Origin of the sequence: Pseudomonas reactans, from assembly GCF_013385825.1 — a bacterium.
In the GTDB taxonomy this organism is placed as follows: domain Bacteria; phylum Pseudomonadota; class Gammaproteobacteria; order Pseudomonadales; family Pseudomonadaceae; genus Aquipseudomonas; species Aquipseudomonas reactans.
The window spans coordinates 215,636-233,212 of sequence record NZ_JACAPG010000011.1; the positions used below are offsets into that span (position 1 = coordinate 215,636).

Sequence of the window (17,577 nt, forward strand, 5' to 3'; positions counted from 1 at the left end):
GATGAGCTAAGGATTTTTTGTTGGCTTTGTGTTGGTGAGAGTTAATTTGCATTTACAGGAGTTAGTTCGATTTGGTAGCTATGGTTTGCTAAGCTTGCTGTGACTATTTCTGCGTGAGGATACAGTCGATTAACGCATAAGGATAATTCTGTCTTGTCGGCCTCTGACATCCTGCAGCCTAATATGACGCTTGTAAGTTCACGATGCCCAAATTTAATATCTTCATGTGGAGCAAGTTTATCTCTGCCGTTACCCGTATATATGCGCCATTCTCGTTCGTGGGTCCATGCGTCAGATTTTGTGTATATTAGATCGTCAACTCTTTTTTGTTGGTCGAAAGCGATGATTCCAGATAGAAAATCTGAAAGTTCATCTTCCTCAAAAAGTTTAGGGAGTTCTTTTTTGTATTTTATCGGCTTGGCCATTTTATAGGGGCTGTCTGCACCAGGTTCTTGCGAAAACTGAAGTACTGCCCCCCTGTTGCTGTCAGCATAATATGCCCACATCAGCTGATTTGTGGGGGAGTCAGTTAGACATAGGATTTTTGAAGTTGACAAGATCTCTCTAGTAGTTGCATATGTGGATGCTATGGTGCGGTCAAGTACTTTAAATGACTCAGTGATACCTTTTGAGAGGGTTTTGTAGAAATGGTCTTTGGGCATCCCCTTGCAGTGCTCGCGAAGTAAATTCATTACTTCGTACATTTTATTTTCTTTAGAGCACTCCAGGTGGCCTTGATAGACCTTCCAGCTTTTTTCTAGCGTATCTGCAAGAACCTTCTTTCTGTCGAATATTACGTTTAAATCAAATTGGATATCGTACGGGTCATTAAGCGTCGATGGTGTCGTCCAGCGAAGCGTCTGATTTTCAAGAACTATTTTTGCTGTACTGAAGCTCATGTATTTATAAAAGCTGTCTGGCATGGAATGACCTTTTTTAAGGCTTTTGAGATGGAGTGATGTGGTTTTTCTACGGGTTATGATGTACGGAGAAAGGTAAAAGGGAAAGGGGCAAAACTTATTTAAGTTAAAATTAGTTTGACCACTTTTCCCTTGTCTCTCGTCAAAAAAAGTCACCAAAAACGGGAATTGTAGTACGCAATTTTCAGTGGTCCTGCGTTCAACGGGGCGGATTTTTGCGCTGATAATCAGCTAGCCTTCGGTACCTCGCGATCAAGGAGTTTGGTGGTAAGGATTACACCTAATTCACTCAACTGGTGGATCGCTAATGCAATATCACGTTGCTTACCGCTCAGATCTTCGGACAGTTCGAGCAGTAGCGTGCTGACTGAGGTAAAGATTTCGTAGCTGTTGGTAATGAGAATTTCGTTACTGGCGTCTGGAACAACGCAAAAGAGCGTAGGCAAATCTGATGAACCTTCAAACATGTTTGCATTCCTGTCTTTGGCCACCACCCCTCAGCTACTAAACAAAAGGGAGGCAGCTGTGCGCAGGTTAGTAGACCGGGGAATCCAAACGAAAGCCGGCGCGCCCGTAGGCGCCCTGCGCACAGCCACCATCAGGTGCAGACGGAGTCGTCTGACTGATTGAAGCTTGTGCACTTTGTCTGGATAAACCATCAGGCTACTAAACCCGATCACCGAAAAATTCAGCGACCGCGCAACCATAGATTCCACCACCCCAGCGCACAAGCCGGCGGATTCTGACGCAGGCGTAGGCAATCGGGCAAGCCACTGCCCAGCTTTGGGAAATGTCCTAGGACACCGCCCTCACACCGTCACCACCACCTTGCCCACCTGCTGGTTCGCCTCCAAATACCGATGTGCGTCCTGCACCTCATCCAACCCAAACGTCTTCGCAATCACCGGTGCCAACGCGCCCGACGCCAGCCCATCCAAGATGAACGCTTTAGCCCGTTCCAACGCAGCCGGGTCAGCGACGATCTCGGCGTACAAATACCCCTTGAGCGTCAAACATTTGCCCAACACGGTAAACAACGGAAACGGCGTCGGCTCGGAACTCAGTGCGCCGTACTCCAGCAAGATCCCGCCCTGGGCCATGCTTTGGGTGAGCGCTTCAAAGCCCGGCCCGCCGATGGGGTCGAACACGACGCGGGCGCCTTTGCCGTCAGTCAGTTGCATCACGCGTTCCACCAGGTCTTCTTCATCGCTGACGATGACGTGGTGGGCGCCGGCGTCGAGCAGGGCTTGTTGTTTGGCGCGGGTGCGGGTGACGGCGATGGCGGTGGCGCCGACGCTGCGGGCGATCTGGAAGGCGGCGAGGCCGACGCTGCTGGAGGCGGCGGTCACCAGTACGAAGTCGCCTGTGGTGAGTTTGGCTTGTTCGACCAGGGCGCCCCAGGCGGTGACGTATTGCATCCACGAGGCGGCGGCTTGGACGAAGCTGAGGTTGTGCGGGTGTTTGACGGTGAGGTGGGCGGGTACGTTGGCGACTTCGCCGTAGGTGCCCCAGCGGGCGATGTCCAGCGGTGGGATGACGCTGACGGCGTCGCCCACTTTAAGGTCGGTGACGTTGGCGCCGACTGCGGTGACTACGCCGGCGGCTTCGTAGCCGAGGCGGCTGGGGAATTCGGCTTCTTGCAGGTAGGCGTGGTTGCGGAACATCACTTCGGCGCGGTTGAGGCCGAAGGCTTTGACGTCGATCTGCACTTCATCGGCGGCGGGGGCGGGGACGTCGATGTCTTCGAGTTTCAAGACGCTGGCGTCGCCGTAGGCGTGGAGTCGGACAATGCGTGCCATGGGGGTAAACCTCGGTGTGGATCGATAAGACGTTCAATTTAGGCTTGGGAGGGCGCGGGATAAAGGCCTAGGATGGCGCAACACTAGAAACAATGGGTTTCCAATGGACCGCCTTACCTTGATGGCCACTTTCGTCAAAGCCGTGGAACTGGGTTCGTTCAGTGCGGTGGCGGATGAGTTGAACCTGTCGCCGCAATTGATCGGCAAGCAGGTGAAGATGCTGGAGCAGCACCTGGGTGTGTCGCTGCTCAACCGCACCACGCGCAAGCAGAGCCTGACCGACTTTGGGCGCACGTTTTACCAGCGCGCCAAGCTGATTTTGGCCGACATGGACGCTGCCGAGGAAATGGCTGCCGTCACCCGTGGTGTGCCCAGCGGGCGCCTGCGCATCAATGCGCCGGTCACCTTTGGTGTAAGCACGTTGGCGCCACGTTTGCTGGAATATATGGTCAAGTACCCGCAGGTGTCGGTGGACCTGACCTTGTCCAACGAGCTGATCGACCTGGTGGAAGACGGCTACGACGTGGTGTTTCGCATCGGCGAGCTGGCCGACAGCGGCTTGACCGCCTTGCCCCTCAAGCCTTACCAGATGCTGTTGTGCGCAGCGCCGGCCTACCTGGCGCGGCGGCCCGCCCTCAGCAGCCCTTGGGATTTGCAGGAGCATGAGTGCCTGGCGTTTGCCTATTCGGACGGGCGCTCGCATTTGCAGTTCGACGGGCCAGAGGGGCGGGTGGAGGTGCCGATTACAAGCCGTTTGACGATTAATCAGGGTGACCCGCTGTTGTCGGCGGCGGTGGCCGGGTTGGGCGTGGTGTTGCTGCCCCAGGAGTTGGTGAACGACGCGCTGCGCAAGGGTACGTTGGTGGCGCTGTTGCCGGACTACAGTGTGCCGGTGTTGCCGATGAACTTGCTGTACACGGCGGGTCGGCAGGTGACGCCGAAGGTGCGCAGTTTTGTGGAGTTTGTAAAAGGGGTGTTGGGGCGGTGATCGAGGGGGCGGGCCAGCGTCAGAATGGCTCGCCCCCTGTTCAGTTACGGTAGCACTTTGGCAATCGCGTCAAACGCGACCATGTCGTCGATCACCTTGCCGCCAGTGGGTTGGGTCTGGGCCTGCCACACCACGATCACCACGTTTTTGGTCGGGTTGATGTAGACGTACTGGCCAAAAGTGCCGGCGGCGGTGAAGGCTTTGTCGGCCTTGGACGCGTCGGTCCAGCCGGGCCACCACATGGAGGCGAACTCGCCGTAGGCGCCATCTGAACCGGTGACCGCGCTGGCGAAGCTCAACCAACCTTCCGGCAATACTTGCTTGCCACCGGCCTTGCCGCCGCTGAGTACGAATTGGCCGAAGCGGCCGTAGTCTTCCAGGGTGGCGCTGATGCCGCTGCCGCCGACTTCGTTGCCGTTGGCGCCGTCGAGCCACCATTTGGCGTCGGTCTGCATGCCGTAGGGGCCCCAGATTTTTTCGCTGAGGTATTGGGTGAGCGGCTTGCCCACGGCGGCGCTGACCAGTTGGCCCAGCACTTGGGTTTCGCCGGTGCTGTAGTTGGTGCGGGTGCCCGGCGGCGCGGCGGTGGAGAGGGTGGCCATGAACTTGAGCAGGGAGCCGGTCACTTGCTCGCTGCGCAGTTGGATCAGGTGGCGTTCGTCTGAGGTGGGGTCAGTGTATTTCTCGTTCCATTTGACCCCGGAACGCATCGCCAGGATCTGCCGCACGGTGACCTGGTCGTAGGCGCTGCCCACCAGTGCCGGCAGGTAACGGGTGACTTTGTCATCCAGGCTCTTGATGGAACCGTCGTGCAGGGCTGCGCCGACCAGGGTGGAGGTGACGGATTTGGCCACCGACATCGACATCCAGCGAGTCTCGGCGGTGTTGCCGTGGGCGTAGCGCTCGTCGACGATCTTGCCGTCCTTGAGCACCAGCAGGCCGGTGACGCGGTTGGTCACCACGTAGTCGTCGAGGCTGTAGTGCTTGCCTTTGAACTCGAACGCCACGGGGGCCAGGGGCTGGGCGCTGCGCGGCAGGGGGAACGGATGCCCACCCGCCTTGATGGTGCGTACCGGGAACAGGCGGTCGGTGTTGCGGAAGGTGGTTACCGCCAGTTCCGGGCTGAGTTTGCCGTCGTAGATGGCTTGCACGTCGCCAATCGGCTCCTGTGCGTGGGGGTAAGGCTGGGTCGCGCAGGCGGCCAGCGACAGGGCGAGTGTGGCGGCGCCCATCAACACGGGCAGGGGGCGGCGCTTGAGGCGCGGGAGCACGGGCATAAGAACCTCTTTATTATTGTGGGTCGGTCTTAAGGGACGGCGACGCGTCAGCGAGGCTGGCGTGCCGGAACCAGCATGCGATGGGGGATTTTTTTTGGCGCGCGGGATCGGGCCGGTTTATGCGTGGGATTGGGACAGCGGCCGCCCCTGGCGAGGGCGGCGCGGGTAAAGGCTCACACCACGCCGGGCGCGGCGAGGTTGCAATATTGCCCTTTGAAATACAGCAACGGCTGCGCCGCCGCCGTCTCTTGCAGGTTCAGCGCTTTTACTTCACCGATCACGATCAGGTGATCGCCGGCGGTGTGTTCGGCGTGAATCTCGCAATCGAGCCAATGCAGGCTGCCGGCAATGATCGGGTTGCCCAAGGGCGATGCTTGCCAGTCGACGTCGTGCCATTTGTCGGTGCCACGCCGCGCGAACTGGTTGGAGATCTTGACCTGCTCGCCCGAGAGGATGTTGACGGCAAACCGACCGGCCTGGCGGATCTTGGGGTAGCTGGCGGAACTGGCCATGACGCTGAATGACACCAACGGTGGGCTCATCGACACGCTGTAGAACGACTGGCAGGTGAAGCCAATCGGCTCGCCATCGATGTGCGATGTAATCACCGTGATGCCGGAGGCGTAGTGCCCGAGCGCTTCGCGAAAGCTGGCCGCACAGGGACGTGACAGGGTGGGCATCAGTTCGACAGTTCTCGGCGGATGATTTCAGCGCCGGCACTCAACGCCTTCAGCTTGCCTCGCGCAACGCGGCGGGGCAGGGGCGCCATGCCGCAGTTGGTGCACGGGTAAAGCTTGTCGGCATCCACGAATTGCAGGGCTTTGCGCAGGGTATTGGCAACTTCTTCCGGTGTTTCAATGGCGTGGTTGGCCACGTCAATGGCACCGACCATCACTTTTTTACCGCGAATCAGTTCGATGAGTTCCATGGGCACATGGGAGTTGTGGCATTCCAGCGAGACGATATCGATGCTCGATTGCTGCAACTTGGGAAACGCCTCTTCATATTGGCGCCACTCGGAGCCCAAGGTCTTTTTCCAATCGGTATTGGCCTTGATCCCGTAGCCGTAGCAGATGTGCACCGCTGTTTCACATTTAAGGCCTTCGATGGCCCTTTCCAGGGTGGCAACGCCCCAGTCATTCACCTCGTCAAAGAAGACGTTAAAGGCAGGCTCGTCAAACTGGATGATATCCACGCCCGCCGCTTCCAATTCCCGGGCTTCTTCATTGAGGATCTTGGCGAATTCCCAGGCCAGTTTTTCGCGGCTTTTATAGTGGTTGTCGTACAGCGTGTCGATCATCGTCATAGGGCCTGGCAGCGCCCACTTGATCGGTTGGTTGGTTTGCTGGCGCAGGAACTTGGCGTCTTCGACAAACACCGGCTTTTGACGCGCGACAGCCCCCACCACGGTCGGCACGCTCGCGTCATAACGGTCACGGATTCTGACGGTTTCGCGCTTCTCGAAATCCACACCGCTGAGGTGTTCGATGAAGGTGGTGACGAAGTGTTGGCGTGTTTGTTCGCCATCACTGACGATATCAATCCCGGCGTTTTGTTGTTCTTGCAGCGACAAGCGCAACGCGTCTTGCTTGCCCTCGATCAATGCTTCTTCTTGCAGTTTCCAGGGCGACCAGAGTGTCTCGGGTTGTGCCAGCCAGGACGGTTTAGGCAAGCTGCCGGCGATTGATGTAGGCAATAACTTTTTCATTAAAGGGTGACCTTGTCTTTTAAGGGAATCAACGCGCGCAGTGGGCAGACCACTGCTCCAGTACCGACTGGTAGGGCTTGATGAAGTGCTCTTCAACAAACTTGCCCTGTTCAATGGCCAGTCGGCCGCGTTCTTCGCGGTCATACACAATCCGCGTCAGTGAATAGTCCTGGTGTTGCAGGCTGGGTTGATAGGATTTGCCGGCTGCCGAGTTCGCGTTGTAGATCTCTGGGCGGTAAATCTTCTGGAAGGTGTCCATGGTGCTGATGGTGCTGATCAGCTCAAGGGTGCTGTAGTCGCTGAGCAAATCCCCGGAAAAGTAAAACGCCAGGGGCGCAACGCTATTGGCCGGCATGAAATAGCGAACCTTGAGCCCCATCTTGTTGAAGTACTCATCCGTCAGGGAGTATTCATCTTGCTGGTATTCAACGCCCAGCACAGGGTGCAGGTTTTCGGTGCGGTGATAGGTCTTGGCGCTCGACACGCTCAGGCAGATCACGGGCGGTTTGTTGAAGTGCTCTTTGTACGTGCTGGAATTCACGAAGCTCTTGAACAACTTCCCGTGCAGCTCGCCGAAGTCAGCGGGTGTGCTGAACTGGGCTTGATCTTTGTTGTGCTCCAGCAAGCGCACGCTGAAGTCATAGTCGCGTACATAAGAGGAAAAGTTATTGCCGACAATGCCGGCCAGGCGCTCGTTGGTTTTGCGATCGACAATATTGGTTTTCAATATTTCAATCAAAGGAATGGCATGGCCGCTGCGCTGGGCATCCATGTCCATTTCTACGGAAATGATTTCAAGCTCGACCGTGTAGCGATCGCCGTTGGGGTTGTCCCAATGGGCCAAGGCATTGAAGCGGTTGTCGATCATCCGCAACGTGTTGCGCAAGTTTTCTTGACGGCTCGCGCCCCTCGCCAGGTTGGCAAAGTTGGTGGTGATGCGCGTGTTTTCGGCGGGGTGATAGTGCTCGTCGAAACGAATGCTCTTGACCGTAAATGCAAATTCTTTGTTCATTGTGATGCCACACCCTGATTGCCGCGATAGCACCTGAACGTGTTCAAGTGCGTGTTCAGCGGTCTATAACTTGTCTTGAAGTAGGGTGCATTCTAGGCAGGCAGCAACATGAGCAAAACTGAATTGATTTCACCGCAGCGTTAGCGCTCCTCATGATGGGGTGTAGGCCCGTTGCACGGCCAGCGCCAAAACCAGCCCCTTTGTGGGCAAACCGGTCTACCATGCCTCCCCGGCAGTGGTTCCACGCGCTACCGACCTCTCTCTTGCAAGGTATCGCCCATGTCCATTGACCAGATTTCCCTCCCTAAAGGCGTAGGCCCTCACGCCACCAAGCTCCTCGACGCCATCACCGGCGCTGCCACACACGATGAACTCAACCGCGCCGGCGGCAAGGCCGAAGGGTTTGTGCTCGGGCTGGAATCCACCAAGGCGATCAAGAGCCAGATCGCCGAGTCGCTGTATGTGGCCTACGACGACGCGGCGAGCAATCGGGCAACGGAATTGAAGGGCTAGCGCCAGGCAGGTTTCTTCGGGTCCGGATTGAACGGCCTGAGCGACTGTTGCCATGCCGGGGCCGGCAAGTTACTGCGGCAGGCGCACCAATGCACCGGTGTCGGATTATTGATATCGCCCCAGCCTTTGGCTTCATAGGACGCCATGATCTCGCTCAACCGCCAGGCGTCACCGGCCCCGGCAATCAACTGCGTATGAGGCGCCGGCGTGGGGTTGATCGTCAGCGGCGGGTTGGTGGAGTCCAGCAGCCAGTAATCCTTCACCAGCCCGCCCCGGGACACGACGTTAGGGGCTAGACGCGGGTTCATCGAATTGGGGTTGGATTCGATCCGGCCCGCCACGTTGTCCCGGATGGGAATGCCGTCGGCCGTCCAGAAGTACAGCGTGAAGCCCTTTGGCAGCGCAAAAGGGGGAAACCCGTCCCCACAGGCCAGCCCGTGCCCCGACAATACAATCGCCATGCTGATTCCCCGCTCGTTTGAGGTGTGCCGAGCGCCCCTTCGCAGGAGGGGCGAGTTGAATTCAGAACGTGTGAGGTGGGCGGAATATTCCAGTCGCGGGCAAAAATAACCCAGAAATCTTGTCATGAGGGTGCGCTACAGTGGGTGCCTGACGCTGGCCCGATAGAAAGGAATGCCCATGACATTGACCGTCGAAACCCTGCTCAACCTGGCCATGGCCAACCCCATCAACGCCGAAATCATCGCGCGCCTGCCTGACCTGGGGGTGGACCAGTGCTTTCTCACGGCGGGCTGCCTGTTCCAGGCGGTGTGGAACCATCAGTCGAATCTACCTGCGGCCCAGGGTGTAAAGGACTACGACGTTTTCTATTTCGATACGGACCTGTCCTACGAAGCTGAGGACGCGGTGATCCGTGCGGCTGAGCGGTTGTTCCAGGACCTGGGCGTCAACGTCGAGGTGAAGAACCAGGCGCGGGTTCATCTCTGGTACGGCGAGCGGTTTGGTCGGCCTTATCCGCAGTTGCACACGGCCAAACAGGGCATCGACCGGTATCTGGTGGCGGGCACCTGCATCGGGTTGGAGATTGCCACGGGCGAGCTGTACGCGCCGTATGGGTTGGAGGACGTGGCGCAGGGCCTGCTGCGCATCAACCCACTGCATCCGGAACCTGAGTTGTTTTTGCAGAAGGCCCGCAGTTATCAGGCGCGCTGGCCTTGGCTCAGGTTTGTAGAGGCAGCCCGCAGAGGTCCATTTCTATCGTCTGCCAAAACTTGCCCATGAATCATCTACGGTAGTGGGGGTGCTGGCACCGCAGCCGAACGTGCATCCAAGGCTGACTCGATGTCGCTGATCAAGTCTTCAAGGCTAGTGACTACTTTGGCTTTGCATTTGATTTGTGCATTTTTCAAGGCGTTTGCAGTAGCCAAGTCAGCTCTGAAGAAATCGACATAAGGGATGTACAGCGTGTGGATTAAATCACCGAGGTCGCTGTCTCGCGCTTTTCTCGTGTTCTTGGTTGATACCACGGATGATAAAAACATCTGGGCGATAAATTTTGACGCGACATACATCGAGGGCGAGCCTTCGGGGCTGGCGGTTACTAGACTGTTGGCTGGGATGTGTCCTTCTGAAAGCGCGTCAATAAAGTCTTGGGGCGCTTTGTCAGCCAGTTGTTTCGCCAACGCCGTCAGACGTTTATTGACCTCGGAGGCGCTTGCTCCCGTCGCCACCAATTCGTCATGGAGGGTTTTAAGCTCTGCGGATGACTCGGTAAGCAGATGGTTAAGCCCTTTGCCTGCCGTCCGTAGGCCTGTTGAAAACTGTGTTGAGGTGTTCCAGTTTTTTACATACCAATTGGATAAAAAATCTAAGTCGTTAACAGAGTCCTGCATGGCGATGGCGAGAGCCGAAGTAAAGTCCTGAGCAGAGAGCATCTCCAACGTTTTGCTCTGCTTGATCGGAAACTCCCGAGTGATATCTCTCATCAGTGTGTTGTCGGTAGCCAATGCTTTCTTTGTTTTGGCTTTATCCGCGCGTCGCTGCTGCCTGTTTTTTGGCGGCTCAGTACTCTGATCGTTGCTTGTGTCGTCTTTCCATAACTCTGCCAGGTTGGGGAGCCAGTGACCGCGATCATTCAGTACACCCGACGTGACAGTTCCTGAAAGCTCATTGATGATGAGCGATATGGGGTCCATGAACACTTTTGTCCCGCAGAGTTGTTTGATGCACGACAAGCGTAATTGTCCAAATTCGACACTTGCAATATCAACAGGCACCGCCTCCATGATATGAGCCATGGAGTATCTAATTTCGATTTTTCCGCTGTTAACCCAGTGGAGTAATTTTGACTTTATTTGGCTCATGGCGTGACCATCTTTGCCTTGAGCGCGGGAGAGGTTCGAAAAATCGCTACTGTCCAGATATACCTGCATTGAGGTGTTCATACTTCAAGAAGATTCCTTTTTTCGTGAAGCCTGGATGGTATCAATGCGACATCATTTCGGGCAAGAGTCCATGGGTGTAGAGCTGGCGTAGCAGTGCTTCCGGATTTAAGCGGGTAGCTCGGTTCTTCAGGGGGTGTGCATGCAGCGGGTCAGTGGGATCGCACGCAGTCCCATTGAGTATTTGATTGAATTTTTGAAGGTGGGTTGAGTCATTGAAGGATGCACAGAAAAGCCCTTTTTCATCACCGCTGACGACAGCCAAGGATCGCCCATGACCTTCTTCATCTTCCTGCTCGCCTGCGCCGCCGCTGCCAGTACCGGCATGCTCTTCAAACCCGGTGCCTGGTACGAATCCCTGGTCAAACCCGGCTTCACGCCGCCCAATTGGCTGTTTCCGGTGGCGTGGACGATCATTTACCTGCTGCTGGCCTGGGCCGGTTACCGCCTCAGCCTGATTCCGGGCAGCCAAACCGTGTTGGCCTTGTGGGCGGCGCAGATTGCGTTGAATACCTTGTGGACACCGGTGTTTTTCGGCGCCCATCGCATCCTCGCCGGGATGGTGATTCTGGCCGTGTTGTGGCTGACCGTCGCGACGATGGTGGTGCTGGCGGTGCAGTTGGACCTGATCACCGGCTTGATCCTGTTCCCGTACCTGGCGTGGTTGTGTGTGGCGGCGGCGCTGAACTTCTCGATCCTGCGCAATAACCGCTGATGGCCGTAAAAGCCTGGCCTGCCAGTGAGCCCGAACTGGCCGAGATGCGCCGCTTCAACCAAAAGCTCGCCTGGTTGCCGCGCTTCAAGATCCGCAATCGCGTCACGCCGCGTTTGATCCAGGCGTTGTTGCGGGTCAGCCAAAAGATCAAGCGAGCCCCTTTGGCTGAAACCCACTACGTCGACTCAGTGCCCGTGCGCATCCTGCGCCCCAGCGGCCAGCCCAAGGGCGTGGTACTGGATATCCATGGCGGCGGCTGGGTGATCGGCAATGCGCAGATGGATGACGACCTCAACCTGGGCATGGTCAATGCCTGCGACGTGGCGGTGGTGTCGGTGGATTATCGGCTGGCGGTCGACACGCCGGTCGAAGGGCTGATGGACGACTGCCTGGCGGCGGCGCGGTGGCTGCTCACCACGGAGGAATTTGCCGGGCTGCCGGTGATAGTCGTCGGCGAATCGGCCGGTGGGCACTTGGCAGCGGCGACCTTGCTGGCGTTGAAGCAATGGCCAGAATTGCTCCAGCGGGTGAGCGGGGCGGTATTGTATTACGGCGTCTACGACCTGACCGGCACCCCCAGCGTGCGCGCGGCGGGGCCCGACACCTTGTTGCTGGACGGGCCGGGCATGGTCGAGGCGCTGCGCCTGCTCACGCCGGGGTTGAGCGATGACGCGCGACGCCAGCCGCCGTTGTCACCCTTGTATGGCGACTTTGAAGGCTTGCCGCCGGCGTTGATGTTCGTGGGTGCGCTTGATCCGTTGAAGGATGACACGCTGTTGATCGCCGAGCGGTGGCCGGGGGCTGAGGCGCATTTGTTGCCGGAGGCGGCACATGGGTTTATTCATTTTCCGGTGGTGATGGGGAAGGAAGTACTTGCCTTTAGCCGTGAGTGGATAGGCCAGCGAGTCAACGGGGAAGTACTCAACCTTCCATCGTCCGATTAATCTTTCGCCTTTCAATACAGCGCAAGGAACAAACGTGCCTGTGAACTCACTTAGCCTACGCCCGGCGATTGTCACCGACCTCCCGTCAATCTACCGAGGCGAGTTGGCCTACATCCAACAGTGGGAGCCCACTCACGAAGCCGGCTGGCGCTCGCAGGTGGAGCGCAACCTCGCTCTGTGGGTCGATAACTTCGAGCTGCTCACGGTAGCGGTGCTCGACGGTCAATTTGTCGGGTATTCGCTATGGAGACCCGAGGACAGTTTCGCCGAGCTCTACACGATCAATGTCAGCGAAGCTTATCGGCGCCAGGGGATAGGTCGGGCATTACTGGATGCCTATGGGGTTGCGGCGTTGGGCAGCGGCTGCACTCACCTGAGTTTAAGCGTGCGTCCAGACAACCCTGCCCGGCGGATGTATGAATGTGCAGGGTTTATCGCGGTGGGGACAGACTCCCACTGTTACCTTCGCTATGAACGCGCAAATGGATTGGGAACTTAAAACTTGATCGATTAGTCAGGTTAATCAGTTGTTCTAATTCTATAAAAAGGACTCCCCCATGCGCGAATACACCCTCGACTACCTGTTCAACGACGAGCCCCGCACCCATGTGTTCGAACTCAAGCAACCCCAGCTACCCGTGCATGAAGCGGCGTTGCATTTGCTGCAGCTGCATTTTGGCGACGCCGAGAATGGCTTGATCCTGCCGCCCGCGGATGCGAGCCCGGATGAAATTCTGGAGCAGGCGCAGGTGGTGGGGATTACGCAGATAGCCGTTGCATGAGTTCAATCCCGATCATTCAGGTGGCCACTGCGGCGGATATCCCTGAGGTATTGAGGTTCGTGCTGCAAGCCCGTGCCGAGCTTTTCCCCAAGCTCAGTGCGACGGGGATGCCGGCGGACTTGGCGCAGTTCGAGGCGATCTATCTGCACGGCGATGGACGATTTCTGATCGCGCGTGATAAGGGCCAGATCGTCGCTGCCATCGGCTCTCTGCCCTATGACGAGCGTTTCCCGCAGTTGAATTACCAGGGCCGCAAGACCGTGGAGGTGGTGCGCCTGTTTGTGCTGCCGGCGTTTCGTCGTTTTGGTCTGGCGGGCGAGTTGTACCGTGCGCTGGAGGCGCAGGCCAAAGCAGATCGGGTCGCGGTGATGTACCTGCACACCCATCCGTTTTTGCCGGGGGCGATTGATTTTTGGCTTCGGCAGGGATTCGAGGTGGTGGATGTGGACGCGGACCCGGTGTGGCGCACGACGCATATGCAGCGCACCCTCTAACACCACCACCCCACTGTAGGAGCTGGCTTGCCGGCGATGGCGGTGTATCAGCAAACAGAGAGGCAAGCAGGTCTGGCGCTATCGCCGGCAAGCCGGCTCCTACAGTGGGATATATTGATCAGTTTGGGCGTAGCCGCAATATCTGCGCCCCATCAAACGGATCCGTCAGGTAATGCGCCTGTACGCCGAACGTCTCTTGCAAACGCTGCGGCGTCAGCACTTCCAACGGTTTACCCAACGCCACCAACCGTCCGTGATCCAGCACGGCCAGCCGATCACAGGTCAACGCCTGATTCAGATCATGCAGGGCAATCAAGGTGGTGACGGGCAACCCTTGCACGCCCTTCAAAATGCCCAGTTGATGCTGGATATCCAAATGATTGGTCGGCTCATCCAGCAACAGGATCTGCGGCCGTTGCGCCAACGCACGGGCGATGTGCACGCGCTGGCGCTCACCGCCCGAGAGGCTGCGCCAGGCGCGATGGCTCAGGTGGGTGGCGTCGACGTCGTGCAGGGCCTGGTTGACGATGACGTCGTCTTCATTCGACCACGGGCTCAGCGCCGACAACCACGGTGTGCGGCCCAGCGCCACGGCGTCGAACACGCGGATGGCGTCGTCGGTGTCGGCCTGCTGTTCCACCACCGCCAGTTGTTGCGCGATGGCGCGGCGCGACAGCTTGCCCAGGCGGTGGCCGCCCAGCAGCACTTCGCCGGACGCTGGCGTGCGCAGGCCGGCGAGCAGCTTGAGCAAGGTGGATTTGCCGGAGCCGTTCGGCCCGACAATACCGAGGGTTTCGCCCGGCTGTACGTCCAGGTGGATATCGTGCAGCAGTTGAGCTTCGCGCACTTTGAAGCTCAACCCCGTGCAGCTTAAAACCGTCATCGCGCATTCCTCCGGCCAATGAGGATCAGCGCAAACACCGGCGCACCGACCAGCGCCGTGACCACGCCGACCGGAATCACTTGGCCCTTGATCAGCGTGCGCGATAGCACATCCGCCGCAATCAAGAACAACGCGCCGCCCAACGCACTGGCCGGCAGCAAGCGCGAATGCCCGGTGCCAAGCAACAGGCGCACGGCGTGGGGAATCACCAGCCCGACAAAACCGATGGAGCCGACAATCGACACCATCACCGCCGTCACCAGGGCCGCGCAGCCCACCAGCACGAACTGCACGCGGCGCACCGGAATGCCGAGGGACGCCGCCGAGTCGCTGCCGAAGGTAAACGCATCCAGCGCCCGACGGTGCCACAGGCACACCGCCAAGCCTGCAACCGCCACCGGCACCGCCAGCCACACCGAAGGCCAGCGCACGCCGCTGAGGTTTCCGAGCAGCCAGAACATGATGCCGCGCGCCTGTTCGGAACTGGCGGATTTGGTGATCAGGAACGCGGTGAGCGCATTGAACAACTGCGACCCGGCAATGCCCGCCAGGATGATCTGGCCGGTGCCGCTAGCCGAACCGCTGGCGCGCGCGAGCAGGATCACCAGCGCAAACGCGGCCATGGCGCCGACAAACGCGCCCGCCGACAACGAGATCAAGCCGCCGCCCACACCGATCAACGCCACCAGCACTGCGCCGGTCGAGGCGCCAGCGCTGATGCCCAGCAGGTACGGATCGGCCAGCGGGTTGCGCAACAGCGATTGCAGGATCACCCCGCACGTCGCCAACCCGGCGCCGCACGCAGCGGCGACCAGGGCGCGGGTGAGGCGGTAGTTCCACACCACGCCTTCGTCGATCGGGTCGAGCACGTAGCCAGCCGCCCACAGTTTGTTGGCGAGGACTTGGAGTACCACCTGCGGCGAGATGGCGGTTTCGCCGATGGCCACGCCCGCGAGTACGGCGGCTGATAGCAGGGCCAGGGCAAGTAGGGTTCGGATCATTTGGACAGATCGTAGCCGTCGATGGCCGTGGCCAGTTGTTCAAGGCCGTCGAACGTGCGGATGCTGGCCTGCAGTGCCAGGGCGTCGAGGATGATGATGCGGTTGTTTTTCACCGCGTCCATGTTGCGGGTGACCGGGTCGCTGCGCAGGAAGGCCAGTTTCTTTTCATGATCGTCGGCAGGGTAGCGGCGGCGGTCCATGCGCGCGATCACCAGCACGGTCGGGTTGGCCTTGGCGAGGTTTTCCCAGCCGACGGCGGGCCACTCTTCGTCGGACTGCACGACATTATGTAAACCGAGGGTTTCCAGCATGAACTCCGGAATGCCCTTGTGGCCGGCCACATAAGGGTCACTGGCCATCTCGGAACTGGAGAACCACACCAAGGCGCTGGCTTGCTTGAGGCCCTTGCTTTGCACGGTGGCGACGGATTTGGCCAGGCGTGCCTTGAGTTCTTCGTTCAGCTGTTGGCCGCGTGCCTGCACGTCGAAGATCTCGGCGAGTTGGCTGATGCTTTTATAGATCGTCTCGATGCGAAACGGCTCCAGCCGCGTGCCGTCGGCGCCGACCAGGTTGTCCTTGCCTTCGCAGTCCGAAGGCAACAGGTAGGTGGGGATCTTCAGCTCATGAAATTGCTCGCGGGTGCCGACCACACCTTGCGGCCCGACTACCCATTCCAGCTCGGCGGCCACCAGTTGCGGGCGCTTGGCGATCACGGCTTCGAAGCTCGGCTCGTTGTTGGCCAGGCGCTCGATGCCATCGTTCAGCGCCTGGTACTGTGGCAGCACGCTGTTGAACCACAGCGAGGTGCCGACCACTTTGTCGCCCACGCCCAGGGCGTAGAGCATTTCGGTGGCGGCCTGGCCGATGGTCACGCTGCGGGCCGGGGCCTGCTGGAAGGTGAGGTGGCTGCCGCAGTTTTCCACGGTCAGCGGGTAGTGGGTGGGTGCGGCTTGGGCCAGGGCACAGAAGCCCAGACCGGTAAGCAGGGCGGTAACGCGTAGCAGCATGGGGCTATCTCCGAGTGAAGCGTGCGTGCCATTCGGAAATACACCCTCGAGCGCTGTGGTCGCGACAGGCAAGAATGTCCTTCCCGGACACCCCGCCGGTTAGTAGTTGAGCTCGAGCCGGCAGGTCTCCTGACTGATGCGTCGTCGCCCGGCTCCGGCCTTCCCGGACAAGGTCCAGTGGCATCAAGGAGCAGGCTCAGCACCTACAGTTGCGGGGGCAGTTCCGATTGGCGCGGGTGTGCCGCGCTTCGGATTCCCTATTAGTCCCGTTTGGGAACCGGCGCGGTATGGTAGTCGATCACGCGGTTGAACGGGAGGTCGTGAATTCAACGGTAGCTCTCTGGCGGTGAGGCTCCTATGATGCTCAGCCCATGGATCGCTTTATCACAAGGAATACACCGTGAAATCATTTGTCGCGCTCGTCCTTATCGCCACCTTGGCTGGTTGTGCCACTCAGGGTAAATCTGAAAAGCAGATTCTCGACGAGGCCTCCACCGCCTATGTCAAGTCGATGCCCGCCGACTCAGACAAGCTGCGCTTGCACACGATGAGCATCCCCAAAAGCGGTATGTTCGGCGACACCCTGGCGATTTCCATGGCCGGCGACCAAAACGCTGCCAGCCTCAGGAGCGAATTGCTGAATACCAAGCGCTTGGGCGATGTGTTCTTTTTGATCATGGGGGCCGGCACCCCGGTTGATGTTGCCGTGATCGGTAAAGCCGTCGAAGGGCAGGATTTGAAGGGCCTGCAGATTTACTACTCGGGCACCGATGCGCAGAAGGACAAAGTGCGTGCGGCGGTTGAGAAGTCGCAGGCGCAGTTTCATTACATCAATGCGCAGTGAGGGGACGGCCAAAGGGCTCAGGTATCTACACCACGCGGGGTACGGCGCTGGCGGCTTGACGGTTGGCCGCAATCTTAGTGTTACTCCCGCGAGCCAGAATGTGGGGCTTGCCTGCGAAGGCGGCGTGACGGCTGGCCTGGATGTTGGATCAGGCCGGGTACATATCCGTTATTTAGGTAACGGCTGCTGTGGGTTCCGCTCTTACAGCGGGTCACTTTTTGAAGAGCGCAAAAAGTAACCAAAAACGCTTCGCCCCAACACTCGGCACCTCGCCTAGGCTCGGTGTGC

21 protein-coding genes and 1 riboswitch are annotated in these 17,577 nt (G+C 58.6%); of the genes, 9 read left to right on the top strand and 12 right to left on the bottom strand.

Annotated elements, in window-relative coordinates; translation table 11 throughout:
• Window positions 1–41: 41 nt before the first annotated feature.
• The 3 genes from HX868_RS12415 to HX868_RS12425 form a co-directional block, all read right to left on the bottom strand.
• Window positions 42–923, bottom strand: a complete 882-nt coding sequence (locus HX868_RS12415; protein ID WP_177003063.1) for a DUF2971 domain-containing protein — start codon at window positions 921–923, stop codon at window positions 42–44.
• Window positions 924–1,147: 224 nt separating this feature from the next.
• Window positions 1,148–1,387 (bottom strand): DUF6124 family protein, encoded by a 240-nt coding sequence (locus HX868_RS12420; protein ID WP_177003064.1) that lies wholly within the window; start codon window positions 1,385–1,387, stop codon window positions 1,148–1,150.
• A gap of 342 nt (window positions 1,388–1,729) precedes the next feature.
• Window positions 1,730–2,719 carry a zinc-dependent alcohol dehydrogenase family protein gene (locus HX868_RS12425; protein WP_177003065.1) on the bottom strand — a complete coding sequence of 330 codons (990 nt, stop codon included), beginning with the start codon at window positions 2,717–2,719 and terminating at the stop codon, window positions 1,730–1,732.
• A gap of 103 nt (window positions 2,720–2,822) precedes the next feature.
• On the opposite strand from HX868_RS12425, the gene HX868_RS12430 reads away from it, so the two are divergent.
• Window positions 2,823–3,707, top strand: coding sequence for a LysR family transcriptional regulator (locus HX868_RS12430; RefSeq protein WP_177003066.1), 885 nt, complete (start codon window positions 2,823–2,825; stop codon window positions 3,705–3,707).
• Window positions 3,708–3,751: 44 nt separating this feature from the next.
• On the opposite strand, the gene HX868_RS12435 is transcribed toward HX868_RS12430, so the two are convergent.
• The 4 genes from HX868_RS12435 to HX868_RS12450 all read right to left on the bottom strand — a co-directional run bounded on the left by HX868_RS12435 (window position 3,752) and on the right by HX868_RS12450 (window position 7,704).
• On the bottom strand, window positions 3,752–4,984 hold the full coding sequence (locus tag HX868_RS12435) for a serine hydrolase domain-containing protein (RefSeq protein WP_177003067.1): 1,233 nt from the start codon (window positions 4,982–4,984) through the stop codon (window positions 3,752–3,754).
• 173 nt (window positions 4,985–5,157) lie between these two features.
• Window positions 5,158–5,664: a flavin reductase family protein gene (locus tag HX868_RS12440; RefSeq protein WP_177003068.1), complete on the bottom strand. Its 507-nt coding sequence runs from the start codon at window positions 5,662–5,664 to the stop codon at window positions 5,158–5,160.
• A complete protein-coding gene (locus tag HX868_RS12445) occupies window positions 5,664–6,692 on the bottom strand; it encodes a methionine synthase (protein ID WP_177003069.1) in 1,029 nt (342 codons plus the stop codon). Before HX868_RS12445 ends, HX868_RS12440 begins: the two co-directional genes overlap by 1 nt.
• Before the next feature lie 28 nt (window positions 6,693–6,720).
• Window positions 6,721–7,704: a DUF1852 domain-containing protein gene (locus HX868_RS12450; protein ID WP_177003070.1), complete on the bottom strand. Its 984-nt coding sequence runs from the start codon at window positions 7,702–7,704 to the stop codon at window positions 6,721–6,723.
• A gap of 279 nt (window positions 7,705–7,983) precedes the next feature.
• On the opposite strand from HX868_RS12450, the gene HX868_RS12455 reads away from it, so the two are divergent.
• Window positions 7,984–8,217 (top strand): hypothetical protein, encoded by a 234-nt coding sequence (locus HX868_RS12455; RefSeq protein WP_177003071.1) that lies wholly within the window; start codon window positions 7,984–7,986, stop codon window positions 8,215–8,217.
• Here the strand turns inward: HX868_RS12455 and HX868_RS12460 are convergent.
• The gene (locus tag HX868_RS12460) at window positions 8,214–8,678 is read right to left on the bottom strand and encodes a putative adhesin (RefSeq protein ID WP_177003072.1); all 465 of its coding nucleotides are present in this window, start codon (window positions 8,676–8,678) and stop codon (window positions 8,214–8,216) included. The two genes, HX868_RS12455 and HX868_RS12460, sit on opposite strands and share 4 nt — an antisense overlap.
• 178 nt (window positions 8,679–8,856) lie before the next feature.
• Here HX868_RS12460 and HX868_RS12465 point away from each other — a divergent pair, with 178 nt between their 5' ends.
• Window positions 8,857–9,459, top strand: a complete 603-nt coding sequence (locus tag HX868_RS12465) for a nucleotidyltransferase family protein (protein ID WP_177003073.1) — start codon at window positions 8,857–8,859, stop codon at window positions 9,457–9,459.
• 5 nt (window positions 9,460–9,464) lie between these two features.
• Here HX868_RS12465 and HX868_RS12470 read toward each other — a convergent pair whose 3' ends face one another.
• Window positions 9,465–10,622 (bottom strand): hypothetical protein, encoded by a 1,158-nt coding sequence (locus tag HX868_RS12470; protein WP_177003074.1) that lies wholly within the window; start codon window positions 10,620–10,622, stop codon window positions 9,465–9,467.
• 271 nt (window positions 10,623–10,893) lie between these two features.
• Here HX868_RS12470 and tspO point away from each other — a divergent pair, with 271 nt between their 5' ends.
• Genes tspO through HX868_RS12495 form a run of 5 tightly spaced genes read left to right on the top strand, consistent with a single transcriptional unit; the run spans window position 10,894 to window position 13,554 of the window.
• Window positions 10,894–11,334: a tryptophan-rich sensory protein TspO gene (gene tspO, locus HX868_RS12475; RefSeq protein ID WP_177003075.1), complete on the top strand. Its 441-nt coding sequence runs from the start codon at window positions 10,894–10,896 to the stop codon at window positions 11,332–11,334.
• Complete coding sequence (locus tag HX868_RS12480) at window positions 11,334–12,278, top strand: alpha/beta hydrolase fold domain-containing protein (protein ID WP_177003076.1); 945 nt, start codon at window positions 11,334–11,336, stop codon at window positions 12,276–12,278. The genes tspO and HX868_RS12480 overlap by 1 nt, the downstream gene beginning before the upstream one ends.
• 40 nt (window positions 12,279–12,318) lie before the next feature.
• Window positions 12,319–12,777 (top strand): GNAT family N-acetyltransferase, encoded by a 459-nt coding sequence (locus tag HX868_RS12485; RefSeq protein WP_177003077.1) that lies wholly within the window; start codon window positions 12,319–12,321, stop codon window positions 12,775–12,777.
• A 58-nt stretch (window positions 12,778–12,835) separates the two neighbouring features.
• Entirely contained in the window at window positions 12,836–13,060 is a 225-nt protein-coding gene (locus HX868_RS12490) for a hypothetical protein (protein ID WP_177003078.1), read from the top strand.
• On the top strand, window positions 13,057–13,554 hold the full coding sequence (locus HX868_RS12495) for a GNAT family N-acetyltransferase (RefSeq protein ID WP_177003079.1): 498 nt from the start codon (window positions 13,057–13,059) through the stop codon (window positions 13,552–13,554). The genes HX868_RS12490 and HX868_RS12495 overlap by 4 nt, the downstream gene beginning before the upstream one ends.
• 118 nt (window positions 13,555–13,672) lie before the next feature.
• Here the strand turns inward: HX868_RS12495 and HX868_RS12500 are convergent, their stop codons facing one another.
• Genes HX868_RS12500 through HX868_RS12510 form a run of 3 tightly spaced genes read right to left on the bottom strand, consistent with a single transcriptional unit; the run spans window position 13,673 to window position 16,445 of the window.
• Entirely contained in the window at window positions 13,673–14,437 is a 765-nt protein-coding gene (locus HX868_RS12500; RefSeq protein ID WP_177003080.1) for an ABC transporter ATP-binding protein, read from the bottom strand.
• Window positions 14,434–15,438: a FecCD family ABC transporter permease gene (locus tag HX868_RS12505; RefSeq protein ID WP_016979499.1), complete on the bottom strand. Its 1,005-nt coding sequence runs from the start codon at window positions 15,436–15,438 to the stop codon at window positions 14,434–14,436. The genes HX868_RS12500 and HX868_RS12505 overlap by 4 nt, the downstream gene beginning before the upstream one ends.
• Window positions 15,435–16,445 (bottom strand): ABC transporter substrate-binding protein, encoded by a 1,011-nt coding sequence (locus tag HX868_RS12510; RefSeq protein ID WP_177003081.1) that lies wholly within the window; start codon window positions 16,443–16,445, stop codon window positions 15,435–15,437. Before HX868_RS12510 ends, HX868_RS12505 begins: the two co-directional genes overlap by 4 nt.
• Window positions 16,446–16,547: 102 nt before the next feature.
• Window positions 16,548–16,742: riboswitch (cobalamin riboswitch) on the bottom strand.
• A gap of 103 nt (window positions 16,743–16,845) precedes the next feature.
• Here HX868_RS12510 and HX868_RS12515 point away from each other — a divergent pair.
• A complete protein-coding gene (locus HX868_RS12515; RefSeq protein ID WP_177003082.1) occupies window positions 16,846–17,289 on the top strand; it encodes a hypothetical protein in 444 nt (147 codons plus the stop codon).
• Window positions 17,290–17,577 lie beyond the last annotated feature (288 nt).